Source organism: Bacillus sp. FSL M8-0266, assembly GCF_038613425.1.
GTDB lineage: Bacteria > Bacillota > Bacilli > Bacillales > Bacillaceae > Bacillus > Bacillus pumilus.
Window position 1 is genome coordinate 1,681,377 of sequence record NZ_CP152015.1, and the last position, 19,908, is coordinate 1,701,284.

The 19,908-nt window shown below is 42.0% G+C and carries 14 protein-coding genes; all 14 read left to right on the plus strand.

Annotated features, from left to right (window positions below; all coding sequences use genetic code 11):
• Window positions 1–7 precede the first annotated feature (7 nt).
• Window positions 8–547, plus strand: a complete 540-nt coding sequence (locus tag MKY83_RS08475; protein ID WP_113767673.1) for a Swarming motility protein SwrB — start codon at window positions 8–10, stop codon at window positions 545–547.
• Window positions 548–702: 155 nt separating this feature from the next.
• Window positions 703–1,437: a 30S ribosomal protein S2 gene (gene rpsB, locus MKY83_RS08480; RefSeq protein WP_003212093.1), complete on the plus strand. Its 735-nt coding sequence runs from the start codon at window positions 703–705 to the stop codon at window positions 1,435–1,437.
• 91 nt (window positions 1,438–1,528) lie between these two features.
• Complete coding sequence (gene tsf, locus MKY83_RS08485) at window positions 1,529–2,410, plus strand: translation elongation factor Ts (protein WP_044141897.1); 882 nt, start codon at window positions 1,529–1,531, stop codon at window positions 2,408–2,410.
• 134 nt (window positions 2,411–2,544) lie between these two features.
• Complete coding sequence (gene pyrH, locus MKY83_RS08490) at window positions 2,545–3,267, plus strand: UMP kinase (protein WP_003210919.1); 723 nt, start codon at window positions 2,545–2,547, stop codon at window positions 3,265–3,267.
• A gap of 1 nt (window position 3,268) precedes the next feature.
• Window positions 3,269–3,826 carry a ribosome recycling factor gene (gene frr / locus MKY83_RS08495; RefSeq protein ID WP_003212469.1) on the plus strand — a complete coding sequence of 186 codons (558 nt, stop codon included), beginning with the start codon at window positions 3,269–3,271 and terminating at the stop codon, window positions 3,824–3,826.
• 129 nt (window positions 3,827–3,955) lie between these two features.
• Entirely contained in the window at window positions 3,956–4,738 is a 783-nt protein-coding gene (locus MKY83_RS08500; protein WP_044141896.1) for an isoprenyl transferase, read from the plus strand.
• A gap of 12 nt (window positions 4,739–4,750) precedes the next feature.
• A complete protein-coding gene (locus tag MKY83_RS08505; protein ID WP_065097290.1) occupies window positions 4,751–5,545 on the plus strand; it encodes a phosphatidate cytidylyltransferase in 795 nt (264 codons plus the stop codon).
• A 39-nt stretch (window positions 5,546–5,584) separates the two neighbouring features.
• On the plus strand, window positions 5,585–6,736 hold the full coding sequence (dxr, locus tag MKY83_RS08510; protein WP_065097291.1) for a 1-deoxy-D-xylulose-5-phosphate reductoisomerase: 1,152 nt from the start codon (window positions 5,585–5,587) through the stop codon (window positions 6,734–6,736).
• A gap of 6 nt (window positions 6,737–6,742) precedes the next feature.
• Complete coding sequence (rseP, locus tag MKY83_RS08515; RefSeq protein ID WP_106055909.1) at window positions 6,743–8,008, plus strand: RIP metalloprotease RseP; 1,266 nt, start codon at window positions 6,743–6,745, stop codon at window positions 8,006–8,008.
• Between the two features lie 80 nt (window positions 8,009–8,088).
• Entirely contained in the window at window positions 8,089–9,786 is a 1,698-nt protein-coding gene (locus MKY83_RS08520; RefSeq protein ID WP_065097292.1) for a proline--tRNA ligase, read from the plus strand.
• 135 nt (window positions 9,787–9,921) lie between these two features.
• Window positions 9,922–14,175 (plus strand): PolC-type DNA polymerase III, encoded by a 4,254-nt coding sequence (locus tag MKY83_RS08525; protein WP_254110845.1) that lies wholly within the window; start codon window positions 9,922–9,924, stop codon window positions 14,173–14,175.
• Window positions 14,176–14,597: 422 nt separating this feature from the next.
• Window positions 14,598–16,448, plus strand: a complete 1,851-nt coding sequence (locus MKY83_RS08530; protein WP_044141890.1) for a glycoside hydrolase family 9 protein — start codon at window positions 14,598–14,600, stop codon at window positions 16,446–16,448.
• A 30-nt stretch (window positions 16,449–16,478) separates the two neighbouring features.
• A complete protein-coding gene (locus tag MKY83_RS08535) occupies window positions 16,479–18,584 on the plus strand; it encodes a glycoside hydrolase family 48 protein (protein WP_065097295.1) in 2,106 nt (701 codons plus the stop codon).
• A gap of 84 nt (window positions 18,585–18,668) precedes the next feature.
• On the plus strand, window positions 18,669–19,898 hold the full coding sequence (locus MKY83_RS08540; RefSeq protein WP_106067474.1) for an endo-1,4-beta-xylanase: 1,230 nt from the start codon (window positions 18,669–18,671) through the stop codon (window positions 19,896–19,898).
• Window positions 19,899–19,908 lie beyond the last annotated feature (10 nt).

Genomic DNA, 19,908 nt, shown 5'->3' on the forward strand with positions numbered 1-19,908 from the left:
AAAAAATATGTTATGGCTGATTAGCTTCATGCTTCATGCTGCACTTATTTATTTTGTGATCATTTTATATACGAGAATGAATTCGCTGAAGGCAACTGAACAAAAGCAGCGAGAACTTCTAGAAGAAACGGAAAATACCCTGACTGCATTTTTGATGGAAGTCAAAGAAGAGAATGACAAACTATCAAAAGTGGCAGCCGCTTCCCCTGATTTTTCTGCTGTAGAGCTGAAATCGGATTTTCAGACACCAAAGCAGCCACAAACACCAATTGAATCCCAGCAATCGGTAGAAAGTGAAGAGCCAGTACCAGAGCACTTGTCGGCTCTCCTGAGCGAAGTTGAAGTGCAGGAAGAGAAGGTAAACGAACCCGTTCCACATCTTGAATCAGAAGCTTCTGTGCCTTCTGAAAATGAAATAGAAGAAACATTCGAGGATCAGGTGAAGACCTTATATGACCAAGGGCATTCGCTAGAAGAAATAGCGAAAGAACTGAAAACTGGAAAGACAGAAATCGAGCTTTTATTAAAATTTAGCGGAAAGCTGTAAAGGATTCTTGATTGTCAGTCCATCATGTGTTATATTATTTCTTGGTGTTAAATACACACGCTTAATGATTCGTATGAAGGTGCTGCCGTGGCGCAGTTTTATGTGAACATGACTTGAGCGGAGGAAAAAAAACCATTATATTAGGAGGCAACAACATGTCAGTTATTTCTATGAAACAATTGCTAGAAGCTGGTGTACACTTCGGTCACCAAACACGCCGTTGGAACCCAAAAATGAAGCGTTACATCTTTACAGAGCGTAACGGTATCTACATCATCGATCTTCAAAAAACGGTGAAAAAAGTAGAAGAAGCTTACAACTTCACGAAAAACCTTGCTGCTGACGGAGGAAAAATCCTTTTCGTTGGTACGAAAAAGCAAGCACAAGATTCAGTGAAAGAAGAAGCAATCCGTTCTGGTATGTTCTATGTGAACCAACGCTGGCTTGGTGGAACTTTAACAAACTTTGAAACAATCCAAAAACGTATCAAACGTTTAAAAGATATTGAAAAAATGCAAGAAAACGGTACATTCGATGTTCTTCCTAAGAAAGAAGTCGTTCAACTGAAAAAAGAATTAGAACGTCTTGAAAAATTCCTAGGCGGAATCAAAGACATGAAAGGTCTTCCGGATGCACTTTTCATTATCGACCCTCGTAAAGAGCGTATTGCAGTTGCAGAAGCTCGTAAATTGAATATCCCAATCATCGGTATCGTTGACACAAACTGTGATCCAGACGAAATTGATGTTGTGATCCCTGCAAACGATGATGCAATCCGTGCTGTAAAACTTCTAACTGCTAAAATGGCAGATGCGATTCTTGAGTCTAAACAAGGCGAAGAAGAAGCTGTTGTAGAAGAAACGACAGAAACTGAAACAACAACTGCGTAACCTATTCAAAAGGTGATAAGAGGGAAATGCCTTTTATCACCTTTTTTTCACCTAGTAATCCGTGTTTTAACATAGAAGGAGGAAATGTAAAATGGCTATTACTGCTCAATTAGTGAAAGAACTGCGTCAAAAAACTGGTGCAGGTATGATGGACTGTAAAAAAGCGTTAACAGAAACTGATGGTGACATCGATAAAGCAATCGATCTTCTAAGAGAAAAAGGAATTGCAAAAGCTGCGAAAAAAGCAGACCGTATTGCTGCAGAAGGATTAACTCTTATCAAAACTGACGGCAACACAGGCGTGATCCTAGAAGTGAACTCTGAGACTGATTTCGTTGCGAAAAACGAAGGATTCCAATCACTTCTTAACGAACTTGCTGATCATTTGCTTGCTGCTAAACCTGCAACAATTGAAGAAGCTCATGCTTCTAAAATGGAAAACGGTTCAACAGTTGAAGAGCATATTACATCTGCAATTGCGAAAATCGGAGAGAAAATCACTCTACGTCGTTTCTCTGTTATCACGAAAGAAGATAACGCAGCATTCGGTTCTTACTTACACATGGGCGGACGCATCGGTGTGTTAGCTGTTCTTAACGGAACAACTGACGAAGAGCTTGCAAGAGACATCGCAATGCACGTTGCTGCTGTAAACCCTAAATACATTTCTCGTGACCAAGTGTCAGAAGAAGAAGCAAACCGTGAGCGCGAAGTATTAACGCAGCAAGCGCTTCAAGAAGGAAAGCCTGAAAACATCGTTGCTAAAATGGTAGAAGGCCGTCTAAACAAATTCTTCGAAGAAATTTGTTTACTTGACCAAGCTTTCGTTAAAAACCCAGATGAAAAAGTGAAACAAGTAGTAGCTGCGAAAAACGCAAGCATTCAAACTTATGTTCGCTATGAAGTGGGCGAAGGCATCGAGAAGCGTCAAGACAACTTTGCTGATGAAGTGATGAGCCAAGTGAAAAAATAATGTTTGAAAAGCTCTCTGGGGCTTTTTTAGGGAGCACAAGCACTGTGTTCCCTATTTTTTAGAGGATATTGATTTACAAAAGGCAGTTTCTTACGCATAATAAGAGACGGTATAGTATACACTTGGAGGTTATCATGAGCAAACCGAAATATAATCGCATTGTACTGAAGCTAAGTGGCGAAGCACTAGCAGGTGATGCTGGAAATGGAATTAACCCAACTGTCATTCATTCAATTGCAAAGCAAGTAAAAGAAATTGCAGAGCTAGATGTTGAGGTTGCAGTTGTTGTAGGCGGAGGAAACCTTTGGCGCGGTAAGACAGGTAGTGACTTAGGAATGGACCGTGCAACAGCAGACTACATGGGCATGCTGGCAACAGTGATGAATTCACTCGCGCTACAGGACAGCCTAGAAACGCTTGGCATTCAGTCTAGGGTACAAACCTCTATCGAAATGAGACAGGTTGCAGAACCATACATAAGAAGAAAAGCGATCCGTCATCTTGAGAAGAAACGTGTCGTGATTTTTGCTGCAGGTACTGGTAACCCTTATTTCTCTACAGATACAACGGCAGCACTTCGTGCAGCAGAAATTGAAGCAGATGTCATTTTAATGGCGAAAAATAATGTAGACGGTGTCTACAGTGCTGATCCTCGTACAGATGCGGATGCAGTAAAATATGACAAGCTTTCATATCTTGATGTGCTAAAAGAAGGGCTTGCAGTAATGGATTCTACTGCGTCCTCATTATGTATGGACAATGACATTCCATTAATCGTATTCTCTATTATGGAAGAAGGAAATATTAAACGTGCCGTAAATGGCGAATCAATTGGAACGATAGTGAGGGGGAAATAACGTGTCAAAAGAAGTATTGAACCAAACGAAAGAAAAAATGGAAAAAGCCGTTCAAGCATACGGACGTGAACTTGCAACTGTTCGTGCGGGCAGAGCAAATGCTTCATTGCTTGATAAAGTGACGGTTGATTATTACGGTGCACAAACACCACTTAACCAAATCGCGTCAATCACAGTGCCAGAAGCACGTATGCTGATTATCACACCTTATGATAAAACAGCTATCGGTGATATCGAAAAATCGATCCAAAAGTCTGATCTTGGCATCACGCCAACAAGTGACGGAAATGTGATCCGTATTGCGATTCCTGCACTAACAGAAGAAAGACGTAAAGAGCTTGTGAAAGTGGTAAGAAAATATTCAGAAGAAGCAAAAGTAGCTGTTCGTAATGTTCGTCGTGATGCAAACGATGAGTTGAAAAAGCTCGAGAAAAATGGTGAGATCACTGAGGATGAATTAAGATCATCAACAGAGGATGTTCAAAAATTGACAGATGAATATGTCGCTAAAATTGATGATGTGACGAAAGATAAAGAAAAAGAAATCATGGAAGTTTAAGAAAAAACTATGTACAATAGATAATAGTGAAAAGACCCTCTTCATGTTTACAGGGGGTTTTTTTGTTAATACTGTTGGTGACTATATTATTAGCGGAAACGCAACCTTTTTGGGTGATGGAGGAATCTCATGCTCAATATACTCAAAAATTGGAAGAATCAGCAAACTGCAGCTTCCAACTTAGAAAGTCTGACAAAAGAAGACATATTAAATGGAGAAATTCCTGCACATATCGCCATTATCATGGATGGGAACGGAAGATGGGCGAAAAAACGTGCTCTCCCGCGGGTAGCAGGACATCATGAAGGAATGAAAGTCGTCAAGCGCATGACTAAGCTTGCAAATGAGCTGAATGTCAAAGTGCTGACTTTGTATGCTTTCTCTACGGAAAATTGGAAACGTCCAAAACTAGAAGTAGACTTTTTAATGAAACTTCCTGAAGAATTTTTGAACATCTACCTGCCCGAGCTCATCGAGGAAAATGTCCGTGTGCGCTTAACAGGTGATCCAGACGGCCTCCCGCAGCATACGAAAAGAGCGGTAGAGAACGCAGTAAAGAGTACGGCGAATAACGACGGACTCGTTTTGAATTTTGCGCTCAACTATGGAGGGCGCACAGAAATCGTCTCCGCATGCAGACAAATTTCTGAAAAAGTCAAAGAAGGTAAGCTTCAAGCAGAAGACATCACAGAAGAGATGTTTTCAGCTTATTTAATGACAGAATCTCTTCAAGATCCGGATTTGCTTATTCGCACAAGTGGAGAAATTAGATTAAGCAACTTTATGCTTTGGCAAATTGCGTACAGCGAGTTTGTCTTTACGGATGTGCTTTGGCCTGACTTTTCTGATGAGCATCTTATAGGCGCTATCGGAGAATACCAGCGCCGCGGCCGGAGGTTCGGTGGAATTTAGAGGGTGGTGCAGATGAAACAAAGAATTTTGACGGGTGTTTTGGCAGCTGCAGTCTTTTTACTTGCAGTTATATATGGACAGATGCCATTTACCCTGCTGATTTACTTAATGGGAAGTGTCGCTCTCTTTGAGCTTCTAAGAATGAAAAAGATATCGATTTTCAGCTTTCCTGGTATTGTCAGCTTAATATTGCTTTGGCTTTTAATGGGCGGAGAGAACAGCTTCTTCCCGAACGCAGACGAATCAAAATTGCAAATTGCTTTATTTGCAGTCTTAATCCTTTTAACTTATACAGTGTTGAGCAAAAACTCTTTCACATTTGATGAGGTTGCTTTTGTGATATTGGCGACATTATATATTGGCGTCAGTTTCTATTATTTTATCCAAATTAGAGGCTTATATGGTATGACTGGGATCTTCTTCGCAGCAGTGATTATTTGGTCCACTGACTCAGGTGCCTATTTTATTGGGAAATCGATGGGGAAACGAAAGCTCTGGCCAGAGATCAGCCCAAACAAAACAGTAGAAGGATTTATCGGAGGGATTGTCACAGCTGTCGTGTTGTCATTTGTGTTTCAAGCGGTTACAGATTTTTTGCCATCATATCTGCTTGTTATGTTTATTACGCTTTTGCTCAGTATCTTTGGCCAGCTTGGCGACCTTGTGGAATCTGCTTTAAAGCGTCATTACCACGTGAAGGATTCAGGGGCAATTCTCCCAGGACATGGCGGGATTTTGGACAGATTTGACAGCTTTTTATTCGTTCTACCGTTTTTATATTTACTGCTGGACACGTTTGCCAGCTAACCTCATAGAAACTTATTGAACGAGAGAAGGAGTGGCAATTTGAGATATATTTCGCTATTAGGCGCAACAGGATCAATTGGAGAACAAACATTAGATGTGATGAGGCAGCACCCAGACAAATTTAAGCTGAAAGCCATGACTTTTGGCCGAAATGTAGACAAAGCCATACTAATCATTGAACAGTTTCAGCCTGAATTTGTCGGATGCTTAAGTGAAGAGGCCTATCACACGCTAAAAGGTCATTCATTTGAATACGATGTCAAGATAGCTGCTGGTGATGAAGCCAACATCGAAGCCGCGACCTATGAAGCAGTGGACGTTGTGGTCAATGCCCTTGTCGGAAGTGTCGGGCTTGTTCCAACATTAAAGGCCATTGAACAAAAAAAGACGATTGCACTCGCAAATAAGGAAACACTTGTGACAGCTGGTCATATAGTAAAAGAGTACGCGAAAAGATATGATGTACCTTTACTTCCTGTCGATAGTGAGCATTCCGCTATTTTTCAATGCCTGCAAGGTGAACAAGCTAAAAACATTGAACGCTTAATCGTGACAGCCTCAGGTGGTAGTTTCCGAGATAAAAAACGAACTGAACTTGAAGGTGTTACGGTTGAAGAAGCGCTGAACCACCCAAACTGGTCAATGGGAGCGAAAATTACCATTGATTCAGCGACGATGATGAATAAAGGGCTCGAGGTGATTGAAGCGCATTGGTTGTTTGATATACCTTATGACCAAATTGATGTGCTGTTACATAAGGAGAGCATTATCCATTCGATGGTGGAATTTCACGACAAAAGCGTCATGGCTCAGTTAGGGACACCTGACATGAGAGTGCCCATTCAATATGCACTCACATACCCTGACAGGGCGTCATTACCAGAAGCGAAATCATTGAACCTTTGGGAGATTGGACAATTGAATTTCCAAAAAGCGGATTTTGACAGGTATCGCTGCTTACATTTTGCTTATGAATCAGGTAAAATAGGGGGGACAATGCCTACTGTGCTCAATGCAGCAAATGAAATGGCAGTCGATGCATTTCTGAAAGGCAAAGTAACGTTCCTGCAAATTGAAGAATTGATTGAAAAGGCACTAAACAGACATCATGTGATTTCAACGCCTAGTTTGCAAGATATCCATGAAGTGGACAAAGATACACGAGACTTTGTTCAATCAATCCTCACATAAGGTGGTATGTTCGTGAATACAGTGATTGCGTTTATTATTATTTTTGGAACGCTCGTTTTTTTCCACGAGCTTGGCCATTTAATTATGGCGCAGCGAGCGGGGATTTTATGCCGTGAGTTCGCAATTGGTTTTGGACCGAAGATTTTCTCCTTTAAACGAAAGGAAACCGTTTATACCATTAGACTTCTCCCTATTGGCGGATTTGTTAAAATGGCAGGAGAGGACCCTGAAGTCATTGAAATTAAACCAGGTCATACAGTGGGGCTCTTATTCAATGAGCAAAATGAAGTAGAAAAAATCATCTTAAATGATAAAGAAAAATATCCTGATGCACTTGTCATCGAAGTTGAGCAGATTGATTTAGATCATGCCATGAGAATCTCAGGATATGAAGCTGGAAATGAAGATATTTTGACTGGCTACAATGTGAGTCAAACAAGCTTTTATATTGCAGATGGTGAAGAGATTCAAATCGCACCGTACAATCGTCAATTTGGATCAAAAACGGTATGGCAGCGTATTAAAGCGATCGCAGCTGGACCGATTATGAACTTTATTTTGGCGTATGTGATTTTAGTTGCTCTAGGATTTATTCAAGGGGTCACCGTTGATGATCCTGTACTCGGCAAGCTGACGAAAGACGGCCGAGCGGCAGAAGCTGGACTCATGCAGGGAGACCACATCGTGTCCATTAACGGGGATAAAATGAATTCTTGGACAGACGTCGTTCAAACCGTTCAAAAGAACCCTGAGAAAAAAATGAATGTCGTCATTGACCGAGACGGTAAAGAAAGCACTGTGCAGGTTGTACCAGAAGCTGTGAAAGCAGACGGAAAAAACATTGGCCGTTTCGGATCTTATCCGCCAACGGAAAATGGATTTCTGAAGGTTATTTCATCCTCAGGAACGACTGTGATTTCAACAGCAGGTTTGATTTTAACGAACTTGCAAAAAATTGTCACAGGGCAATTTTCATTAGATATGTTAGCAGGTCCTGTTGGGATTTATGACATGACAGGAGAAGTAGCTAAGCAAGGTGTGTTAACATTAATGCAGTTTGCGGCGTTCCTTAGTATTAACTTAGGCATCGTGAATTTATTGCCGATTCCTGCACTAGACGGAGGACGTTTACTATTCTTGTTTGTTGAAGCCATTCGCGGTAAACCAATTAATCGTGAGAAAGAAGCACTTGTTGTCTTTATCGGTGTTGCATTCCTCATGCTGTTAATGCTAGTGGTTACGTGGAATGACATCCAGCGATTATTTTTATAAAAACCAATGTCTCTTGTTTCTCATTACGGGAAACAAGAGTTTTTGTGAGAAGTCCTATTTCATAAATGAGGTGTAACGACATGAGACAATCCCTGACTTTTATTCCAACTCTTCGAGAGGTGCCGGCAGATGCTGAAGCAAAAAGTCACCAGCTATTAGTAAGAGCTGGGTTCATTAGACAAAATACAAGCGGAATCTATCATTATCTTCCGCTTGCTCATAAAGTCATCCAGCATATTCAATCCATCGTTCGCAAAGAGATGGAAAAGGCGGGAGCAGCTGAGCTGTTAATGCCAGTGCTGCAGCAGGCAGAAATGTGGCAAGAGTCAGGAAGATGGTATACATACGGTCCAGAATTGATGCGTATGAAAGATCGTCATGGCCGTGAGTTTGCACTTGGCCCAACGCACGAAGAAGTGATTACATCACTCGTACGCAGCGAAGTGAAATCGTATAAGAAACTTCCTTTAACTCTTTATCAAATTCAATCAAAATTCCGCGACGAACAGAGACCGCGTTTTGGGCTGCTGCGCGGACGTGAATTTATTATGAAAGATGCGTACTCATTCCACTCTTCACCAGAAAGCCTTGATGACACTTACAATAAGATGTTTACAGCTTACTCCAATGTATTCTCAAAAGTAGGTCTTAATTTTAGACCAGTCATTGCAGATTCTGGTGCAATGGGAGGAAAAGATACACATGAGTTTATGGCACTGTCAGAAGTAGGAGAAGATACAATCGCATACTCTGACACATCTTCCTATGCTGCGAACATTGAAATGGCTGAAGCTGTATATCAAGGGGAAGAAGCAAACCCTGCGGACTTCAAAGAACTTGAAAAAGTCCATACACCGCAAGTGAAAACGATTCAAGACATCGCTGGATTTTTAGAAGTTGATCCTTCTCTTTGTATCAAGTCTGTTTTGTTTAAAGCAGATGATGCGTATGTTCTCATCCTGACGAGAGGCGACCATGAAGTAAATGATGTGAAAGTGAAAAACTTGGTAGGAGCACAGCTTGTAGAGCTTGCTACTCGCGAAGAAGTACTGGAAGTCATTGGAACAGAGCCCGGATTTGTTGGCCCAGTGAAGCTGGAAGCAGAAGTCGATATTTATGCAGACCTTGCGGTTAAAGGCATGACAAATGCTGTCGCAGGTGCAAACGAGGCGGATCATCACTATGTCAATGTCAATCCTGCGCGTGATGTGTCAGTGAAAGAATTCACAGATCTTCGTTTGATTCAAGAAGGAGACGTTTCTCCAGATGGAGAAGGCACAATCCAGTTTGCCAAGGGGATTGAAGTAGGACAAGTCTTTAAACTAGGCACTCGTTATTCTGAGTCAATGGATGCGACGTACCTTGATGAGAATGGTCGAGCGCAGCCAATGATTATGGGTTGCTATGGTATCGGTATCTCTAGAACGCTTTCAGCGATTGTTGAACAGCATCACGATGAGAAAGGAATCATTTGGCCGGAAGCTGTTGCGCCATATGACCTTCACCTCCTTGCATTAAATATGAAAAACGATGCTCAAAAAGAGCTAGCTGAAACGTTATACGAGCGCTTAGAAGATGAGGGCTTTGACGTACTTTTCGATGACCGCCAGGAGCGTGCCGGAGTGAAATTTGCAGACAGTGATTTAATTGGGCTGCCAATTCGCATTAGCTGCGGAAAACGTTCAGAAGAAGGCATTGTTGAAGTGAAGTTTAGAAAATCAGGGGAATCACACGAAGTATCTGTTGATGAGCTGATTTCATTTATACGCCAAGCATAAAAAACGAACAAAAAAATGAAGGTACCTCCTGTAGAAAAGAGGTACCTTTCTGATTGACAAAAGGAGGGTCCTGTCTTGGATGAACAATTACCGATCACACGGCGGCAATTTCATATATTACTCAATCAGATTCAAATGACAGATGATGACCTCAGTCGTTACTTTGAAGAAGGAGAAATCGTCAAATTGACGGTGCATAAAGCGACGAAAACGTGGCATTTTCTTTTTAAATTTAAGGCGCTTCTGCCTTACAAGGTATATGCGATGTTTCTCAGCAGGCTGACAAATGCATTTTCTCATATTGCACAAGTTACTTGTACGATTGAAGTCAATGATCCAAGCATCTCTGAAGAGCTCGTTCAATCGTATTGGTCACATTGTGTGGAAGAGCTTCAAGGAATTTCTCCTCCAATCATCAGCTTGCTTCAGCAGCAAAAACCATCGCTGTCTGGACATAAAATCATTATCAAAACGAAAAGCGAAACAGAGGCTTTGGCCATCAAGAAGAAGTACAGTCCAATGCTCCAGGCTGCTTTTAAACAAGTAGGCTTTCCAGAACTTCAATTTGATACAGAAATTTTTGTATCAGATCAAGAGATTCAGAAGTTCAGAGAACAAAAGCTTGCTGAAGATCAAGAAAGAGCGATGCAAGCCCTCACTGAGATGGAGAAGAAGGAAAGTGAGGAGCAGGAGGAAGGTCCGTCTGGCCCTCTCATGATTGGCTATCAAATTAAAGACAATGAAGAAATTCGTACGCTTGATAGTATTATGGATGAGGAAAGAAGAATCACCGTCCAGGGCTACGTATTCGATGCAGAAACGCGTGAGCTGAAAAGCGGCAGAACGCTTTGTATTTTTAAAATTACAGATTATACAAACAGTATTTTAATCAAAATGTTTGCAAGAGAAAAAGAAGATGCCCAGCTGATGAAATCATTAAAAAAAGGCATGTGGGTCAAAGCAAGAGGAAGCATTCAAAACGATACGTTTGTTAGAGACCTTGTCATGATTGCCAATGATGTAAACGAAATGAAACCTCAGCTGAAAGAAGATACGGCACCTGAGGGTGAAAAGCGTGTCGAGCTTCATTTGCATTCCCCAATGAGTCAAATGGATGCTGTTACTGGCATCGGCAAGTTGGTAGAACAAGCAAAAAAATGGGGACATGAAGCAATTGCCCTGACGGATCATGCGGTTGTACAATCCTTCCCAGATGCGTATGCAGCAAGTAAAAAGCATGACATCAAAATGATGTATGGTGTGGAAATCAACTTGGTTGACGACGGAGTACCTATTGCCTATAACCCAGAGCACCGTTTGTTAGAGGATGCAACGTATGTCGTATTTGACGTCGAGACAACTGGACTTTCAGCTGTGTATGACACGATCATTGAGCTGGCAGCAGTGAAAATAAAAGGCGGAGAAATCATTGACCGTTTTGAGGCATTTGCAAATCCTCATCACCCATTATCAGCGACAACGATCGAATTAACAGGTATCACGGATGATATGGTCAGAGATGCTCCAGATGTCGTCGATGTCGTACGGGATTTCAAAGAATGGATTGGACAAGATATCCTTGTTGCGCACAATGCAAGCTTTGATATGGGCTTTTTAAATACAGCGTACAAGCGCCTGTTAAAAACAGATAAAGCGTCAAACCCTGTGATTGATACACTGGAACTTGGCCGATTCCTTTACCCTGAATTTAAGAATCACCGGCTGAACACACTTTGCAAAAAATTCGATATAGAACTGACGCAGCATCACCGGGCCATTTACGATGCAGAGGCGACGGGCTACCTCATGCTGAAAATGCTAAAAGATGCCGCTGAAAAGGATATTGCCTATCACGATCAATTGAATGAAAACATGGGTCAGTCTAATGCTTACCAGCGCTCACGTCCTTACCATGCCATTCTGATCGCACAAAATGAGACTGGGCTGAAAAATTTATTCAAGCTTGTTTCTCTTTCTCATATTCATTATTTCTACCGAGTGCCGCGCATTCCGCGCTCACAGCTTGAGAAATATCGAGAAGGTTTAATTATCGGGTCTGCCTGTGATAAGGGTGAAGTGTTTGAAGGAATGATGCAAAAATCACCTGATGAGGTGGAAGACATTGCAGCATTTTACGACTATTTAGAAGTTCATCCGCCAGAAGTGTATCAGCATCTGCTGCAGCTGGAGCTTGTTCGAGATGAACGGGCGTTAAAAGAAATCATCACAAACATTGTGAAGCTTGGCGAAAAGCTGAATAAACCAGTCGTAGCAACTGGAAATGTACATTATCTTCATCCAGAAGACAAAATTTATCGTAAAATCTTAATTTCATCACAAGGTGGAGCAAATCCGCTGAACCGTCATGAACTGCCAAAAGTTCATTTTAGAACGACAGATGAAATGCTTGAAGCATTCTCCTTTCTAGGAGAGGAAAAAGCGAAAGAGATCGTCGTGACAAATACGAAAAAAGTGTCTGAGATGGTCGAAAGCATTAAACCAATCAAAGATGACCTATACACACCAAAAATTGAAGGTGCAGATGAAGAAATACGGGAAATGAGCTATCAAATGGCGCGTAGCATCTACGGAGATGATTTGCCGAAAATCGTAGAAGACCGTATTGAGAAAGAATTAAAAAGTATTATCGGCCATGGATTCGCCGTTATTTATTTAATCTCTCATAAGCTTGTAAAAAAATCACTTGATGACGGATATCTTGTTGGTTCAAGGGGATCTGTCGGCTCATCTCTTGTTGCAACTTTAACAGAGATTACCGAAGTGAACCCGCTTGCGCCGCATTATGTATGTCCAAGCTGTAAGCATTCCGAGTTCTTTAACGACGGATCTGTTGGTTCAGGCTTTGACCTTCCTGACAAAGACTGCCCGGAATGTGGCACGCCGTACAAAAAAGACGGGCATGATATTCCGTTTGAAACGTTCTTAGGTTTTAAAGGAGACAAAGTCCCTGATATCGATTTGAACTTCTCAGGTGAATATCAGCCGATTGCTCATAATTATACGAAAGAGCTGTTTGGTGAAGAGTATGTATACCGAGCAGGTACGATTGGTACTGTTGCAGAAAAAACAGCGTATGGTTACGTGAAAGGCTACGCTGGAGATCATAATCTTCATATGAGGGGCGCAGAAATCGACCGGCTTGTACAAGGCTGTACAGGGGTAAAACGGACAACGGGCCAGCATCCAGGCGGTATTATTGTAGTGCCGGATTATATGGACATTTACGATTTCTCACCAATTCAATTTCCAGCAGATGCGACAGGTTCTGATTGGAAAACGACGCATTTTGATTTCCACTCAATCCATGACAACTTGCTTAAACTTGATATACTAGGGCACGATGATCCTACGGTTATTCGTATGCTTCAGGATTTAAGTGGAATTGATCCAAAAACGATTCCAACAGATGATCCAGAAGTGATGAAAATTTTCCAAGGAACAGAGCCTCTTGGTGTAACAGAGGAGCAAATTGGCTGTAAAACAGGTACACTCGGTATTCCAGAGTTTGGGACAAGGTTTGTTCGGCAAATGCTTGAGGATACAAAACCAACAACCTTCTCAGAGCTCGTTCAGATCTCTGGATTATCACACGGGACGGATGTATGGCTCGGGAACGCGCAAGAGCTCATTCACAATAAAACGTGTGAACTAAGTGAAGTGATTGGGTGCCGTGACGATATTATGGTCTATCTCATCTATCAGGGCTTAGAACCGTCACTTGCCTTTAAAATCATGGAGTCTGTTCGTAAAGGAAAAGGACTTCCCCCTGAATGGGAAGAAGAAATGAAGAATAATAATGTACCGAACTGGTATATTGATTCTTGTAAAAAGATCAAATACATGTTCCCTAAGGCCCACGCAGCTGCTTACGTATTAATGGCTGTACGGATTGCCTACTTTAAGGTGCATCATGCACTTTTATACTATGCGGCTTACTTTACCGTTCGTGCAGATGACTTTGATATTGAAACAATGACAAAAGGATCAAATGCGATTCGAGCGGTCATGGACGATATTAACTCAAAAGGTTTAGATGCATCACCGAAAGAAAAGAACCTATTAACTGTACTAGAGCTTGCACTTGAAATGTGTGAAAGAGGCTACCATTTCAAAAAAGTGGACCTTTACCGATCAAGTGCATCAGAGTTTATCATTGATGGTGACGGATTGATTCCGCCATTCAACTCAATCCCTGGACTCGGAACGAACGTTGCGTTAAATATTGTTCGCGCACGACAAGACGGGGAATTCCTTTCAAAAGAAGATTTACAAAAACGCGGAAAAGTGTCGAAAACGATCCTAGAATATTTAGATCGTCAAGGCTGCTTAGAAGCACTTCCCGATCAAAACCAGCTTTCTTTGTTTTAATGCGATTAATGAAGAGCGCCCTTAAAGGGGCGTTTCTTTTTTTATTTATACAATAATATTATTATGTTAACTAATAAAGAATTTCCACCAAATGGAATCATTTTCTAATTCATTCATATACCTTGATTTAGCGTGATGTTTTAAAAGAAGAGATTGTATGTCATTCTTTCTACCCAAATAGAGCAAAAAAGAGAATTTCGCCGTCTGAAATGTTCTCATGCGACATATGATCATTCTGGGTACAGTCACAGAAAGAATCAAGAGAAAAAAACTTCGATGAGCGCAAAGCTGATTGCTGTTTACTATGCTTATTTTTGAAACATATTTGATTCTTTTCAAAGCTGTTCAAATCACGTTCTGAATAAAAGGAGGTGGCTTGTCTATTCATGTTTGACTAAATAGAAGGGGTGAGTCATACAGAAATGGCATCTTATAACTATGTAGAGGTTCTTCAAAAATCCTTGTTGTTTTATGAAGCGCAGCGGTCTGGAAAGCTACCTAAAAGCAACCGTCTCAACTGGCGGGGAGATTCTGGACTAGAGGATGGGAAGGATGTAGGGCATGACTTAACTGGCGGCTGGTATGACGCAGGTGATCATGTGAAATTTGGACTTCCGATGGCCTACTCAGCAGCTGTGCTTGCATGGACAGTATATGAATACCGAGAAGCCTATGAAGAGGCAGAACTGCTTGATGACATCTTAGATCAAATCAGGTGGGCAACAGATTATTTTTTGAAAGCACATACAGGTCCGAATGAGTTTTGGGCGCAGGTAGGTGATGGGAATGCTGATCATGCTTGGTGGGGACCGGCAGAAGTGATGCCGATGAGCCGGCCAGCTTTTAAAATTGATGAAAATTGCCCTGGAACAGAAGTGGCCGCCCAAACTGCGGCAGCTTTAGCAGCGGGTTCTATCATTTTTAAAGAGACAGATGCCCCTTATGCAGCAAAGCTTCTGACGCACGCGAAACAGCTTTATGCATTTGCTGACAGGTATCGCGGCGAGTATACAGATTGTGTCACAAACGCTCAGCCGTTTTACAACTCATGGAGCGGCTATATTGATGAACTCATTTGGGGCGGAATCTGGCTGTACTTGGCAACAAATGAAGAAACCTATTTAAATCAAGCATTAAAAGCAGTAGAGGAATGGCCGAAGGATTGGGATTATACGTTTACCATGTCTTGGGACAATACTTTTTTTGCTTCGCAAATCTTACTCGCCAGAATCACGAAAGAGAATCGATTTATAGAATCGACAGAGCGTAATCTCGATTACTGGACGACGGGTTTTGTTCAAAATGGAAAAGTCGAAAGAATCACTTATACGCCTGGCGGTTTGGCATGGCTAGATCAATGGGGCTCACTGCGTTATACAGCAAATGCAGCATTTTTAGCCTTTGTTTACGCTGATTGGGTGTCAGATAAAGAAAAAAAGAATCGATACCAAACGTTCGCGATCAACCAAACTCACTATATGCTTGGTGATAATCCGCTTAATAGAAGCTATGTCGTTGGGTTTGGCCAGAACCCGCCGAAGCATCCACACCACCGAACTGCACACGGTTCATGGTCTAATCAACTGACAAATCCTTCGAATCATCGTCACACTCTTTATGGGGCGCTCGTTGGCGGACCTAATGCACAGGATCAATATGACGATGACATCTCTGATTATGTATCAAACGAGGTGGCGACGGACTATAATGCCGCTTTTACAGGAAATATAGCCAAAATGGTGCAGCTGTTTGGAAAAGGGCAATCAAAACTGCCCAATTTCCCGCCTAAAGAACAACCAGAGGATGAGTTTTTTGTAGAGGCAGCAGTGATGAATAACGATGTAACATCTACTCAAGTAAAGGCGGTTCTATACAATCGGTCCGGATGGCCGGCTAGACGTAGTCAAACGCTCTCCTTTAGATATTACGTCAATCTGAGTGAGGTCTTTGCAAAGGGATTCACAGAAAAAGATATTCAAGTGACAGCAGCCTACAATGAAGGCGCTTCCTTATCTCCGCTCAAGGTATATGACGCATCAGCTCACGTGTATTATGCAGAAATTGATTTTACAGGCGTAGCGATTTTTCCTGGAGGAGAATCAGAGCATAAGAAGGAAATACAATTTCGATTATCTGCACCAAATGGGTCGAATATATGGGATGCCTCAAATGATTATTCCTTTCAAGGCTTAACATCCAATATGCAAAAAACAACGAGAATTCCTGTTTTTGATGATGGTGCTTTAGTATTTGGTACACTTCCAGACAAATAAAAATCAAGATTTTTTGAAAGGGTGAAGGATTTGTCAAACAAAGAACGGTTTTTAACGCTTTATCATCAAATTAAAAGTGATGGGAATGGATATTTTTCATCAGAAGGAATTCCGTATCATTCAATTGAGACGCTTATTTGCGAAGCGCCTGATTATGGGCATATGACAACGTCAGAAGCGTATAGCTATTGGCTGTGGCTAGAGGTGTTGTACGGACATTACACAGGGGATTGGAGCAAATTAGAGGCAGCCTGGGACAATATGGAGAAGTACATCATCCCAGTAAATGAAGATGGAAATGATGAGCAGCCGCATATGAGCGCCTACAATCCTTCTAGCCCAGCCACATACGCAGCGGAAAAACCATATCCAGATCAATATCCTAGTCAGCTGAGCGGAGCTCGTGCTGCTGGTCAAGATCCGATTGATGGTGAATTGAAATCAACCTATGGAACGAATGAAACGTATTTAATGCACTGGCTGCTTGATGTCGATAACTGGTATAAATATGGGAACTTGCTCAATCCATCACATACAGCCGCATATGTGAATACGTTCCAGCGCGGGCCGCAGGAATCTGTATGGGAGGCGATCCCACATCCATCACAAGATGATAAATCTTTTGGGAAGCCAAATGAAGGCTTTATGAGCTTGTTCACAAAAGAAAACCAAGTACCAGCTGCTCAGTGGCGCTATACCAATGCGACGGATGCTGATGCGCGTGCAATACAAGCGATGTATTGGGCAAAGGAACTCGGCTACAATAATTCAACCTATCTTGATAAAGCGAAAAAAATGGGTGATTTTCTCCGTTACGGTATGTACGATAAGTATTTTCAAACGATTGGAAGCGGCAAGCAAGGGAATCCGTACCCTGGAAACGGAAAGGGTGCCTGTCATTACTTAATGGCGTGGTATACCTCTTGGGGCGGAGGACTTGGCGACTATGCAAACTGGTCATGGCGTATCGGAGCGAGCCACTGCCACCAAGGGTATCAAAACCCTGTCGCCGCTTATGCTTTGTCCTCAGACAATGGTGGTTTAAAGCCATCTTCCGCTACCGGTGCAAGCGATTGGGAAAAAACATTAAAAAGGCAGCTTGAATTTTATGTATGGCTTCAATCAAAAGAGGGAGCGATAGCAGGAGGCGCAACCAATAGCTGGAATGGAGACTATAGTGCATATCCGGCGGGAAAAAGTACTTTTTATGATATGGCATATGAGGATGCACCTGTATATCTTGATCCGCCTTCTAATAACTGGTTCGGGATGCAGGCATGGCCGATGGAGCGCGTAGCAGAGCTTTATTATATTTTTGTGAAAGACGGAGACAAAACATCTGAAAATGTCCAAATGGCCAAATCTTGCATCACAAAATGGGTCGACTATGCATTAGATTACATTTTTATCGGCAGCCGTCCTGTGTCGGATGAAGAGGGTTATTTCTTAGATGACCAAGGACAAAGAATTCTAGGAGGAACAAATGCTGCTGTTGCCACAACGAGTGCACCTGGCGAGTTTTGGCTTCCTGGAAATATTGCATGGAGCGGACAGCCTGACACTTGGAATGGATTCCAGTCTGCAACAGGAAATCCAAACTTAACAGCTGTCACAAAAGATCCAACTCAGGATACGGGCGTACTAGGGAGTCTCGTCAAGGCTTTAACATTCTTTGCTGCTGCCACTAAGCTAGAAACAGGGGATTATACAGCGCTTGGTGTTAGAGCGAAAGATGCCGCCGCACAGCTCCTTGAGGTTGCGTGGAATTACAATGATGGCGTGGGCATTGTGACAGAGGAAGAAAGAGAGGACTATGACCGCTTCTTTAAAAAAGAGGTGTATTTCCCAAATGGTTGGAACGGGACATTTGGTCAAGGGAATCAGATTCCTGGATCAAGCACTATTCCTTCTGATCCGCAGCGAGGAGGTAATGGGGTCTATACGAGTTTTGCTGATCTTCGTCCGAACATTAAACAAGATCCAGCATGGTCTTCACTCGAGAGTAAATATCAGTCTTCATTTAATGAAGCAACAGGCAAATGGGAAAATGGGGCACCGGTTTTCACTTATCATCGTTTTTGGTCACAAGTGGATATGGCCACTGCCTACGCAGAATATCATCGTCTGATCAACTAACAGGTGAAATTTAAGCTGCCGGTTTCTTTGAGCCGGCAGTTTGTTTAAGAAATATAAATCCAGTGAAAATAAGGGTGTGTTTACATGGTCAAAGAAAGAAGCTTTCTTCATCAATCAATAAACAAGGGCGAAAATGAGCAGAACAATCTGATGTGGAAAAAAGAGGCGAATGATCGAATCTCAGAGCATAGACAAAGAGATCTTGAAATAAACGTCACAAATCACGATAAAAAGCCAATAGCAGGAATAGAGGTTGAGTTGAAGCAAATCAGGCATGAATTCGCATTTGGTTCAGCGATGAATGACCAAGTGTTATTTAATCAACAATATGCCGATTTTTTTGTGAAGCATTTTAATTGGGCTGTTTTTGAAAACGAGGCAAAATGGTATGCGAATGAGCCGGAAAGAGGGAGAATCACCTACGAAAAAGCAGATGCGATGCTGAATTTTGCAGATAAACATCAACTTCCAGTAAGGGGGCACGCTTTATTTTGGGAGGTAGAGGAGGCCAATCCAAGCTGGCTGAGGTCACTACCGAATCACGAAGTGTATGAAGCCATGAAAAACCGGCTTGAGCATGCAGGCAATCATTTTAAAGGGAGATTCCGCCATTGGGATGTAAACAATGAAATGATGCATGGTTCATTTTTTAAAGACCGATTCGGGAAAAGTATTTGGAAGTGGATGTATGAAGAAACGAAAAAAATTGACCCTCAAGCACTATTGTTTGTGAATGATTATAATGTGATCTCATATGGTGAGCACCAGGCTTATAAAGCACATATCAATGAACTGCGTCAGTTAGGCGCACCTATTGAGGCGATTGGTGTTCAAGGACATTTTGAAGAACGGGTCGATCCAGTCATTGTAAAAGAGAGGCTCGATGTGCTTGCTGAGCTTGGTCTTCCTATATGGGTTACAGAGTACGACTCTGTTCACCCTGACGCTAATAGAAGAGCGGATAACCTAGAGGCTTTATATCGCGTCGCATTTAGTCATCCAGCCGTAAAAGGAGTGCTAATGTGGGGATTTTGGGCAGGTGCCCATTGGAGAGGTGAGCATGCGGCCATCGTAAATTACGATTGGACTTTAAATGAAGCAGGCAGACGTTACGAAAAGCTTCTAAATGAGTGGACGACACAAAGAGTTGAAAAAACAGATGCTAATGGCAATGTGACATGTCGAGCATTTCACGGGACATATGAAATTCGAATCGGTAAAGAAAGTAAACTGTTGAAACAACAGACAATTGAACTTGATTCAAAAGAACAAACACCGCTTCGGCTCGATGTGATTGTACCTGAAGAAGGATAGATTGTGAGGA

Bases quoted from the DNA above. Each gene is read 5' to 3' on its own strand.
- MKY83_RS08475 (WP_113767673.1), top strand. From the start codon at position 8: ATGTTATGGCTGATTAGCTTCATGCTTCATGCTGCACTTATTTATTTT.
- pyrH (WP_003210919.1), top strand. From the start codon at position 2,545: ATGAGCAAACCGAAATATAATCGCATTGTACTGAAGCTAAGTGGCGAA.
- MKY83_RS08525 (WP_254110845.1), top strand. From the start codon at position 9,922: ATGACAGATGATGACCTCAGTCGTTACTTTGAAGAAGGAGAAATCGTC.
- MKY83_RS08520 (WP_065097292.1), top strand. From the start codon at position 8,089: ATGAGACAATCCCTGACTTTTATTCCAACTCTTCGAGAGGTGCCGGCA.
- tsf (WP_044141897.1), top strand. From the start codon at position 1,529: ATGGCTATTACTGCTCAATTAGTGAAAGAACTGCGTCAAAAAACTGGT.
- MKY83_RS08530 (WP_044141890.1), top strand. From the start codon at position 14,598: ATGGCATCTTATAACTATGTAGAGGTTCTTCAAAAATCCTTGTTGTTT.
- rseP (WP_106055909.1), top strand. From the start codon at position 6,743: ATGTTCGTGAATACAGTGATTGCGTTTATTATTATTTTTGGAACGCTC.
- rpsB (WP_003212093.1), top strand. From the start codon at position 703: ATGTCAGTTATTTCTATGAAACAATTGCTAGAAGCTGGTGTACACTTC.
- MKY83_RS08505 (WP_065097290.1), top strand. From the start codon at position 4,751: ATGAAACAAAGAATTTTGACGGGTGTTTTGGCAGCTGCAGTCTTTTTA.
- MKY83_RS08500 (WP_044141896.1), top strand. From the start codon at position 3,956: ATGCTCAATATACTCAAAAATTGGAAGAATCAGCAAACTGCAGCTTCC.
- MKY83_RS08540 (WP_106067474.1), top strand. From the start codon at position 18,669: ATGGTCAAAGAAAGAAGCTTTCTTCATCAATCAATAAACAAGGGCGAA.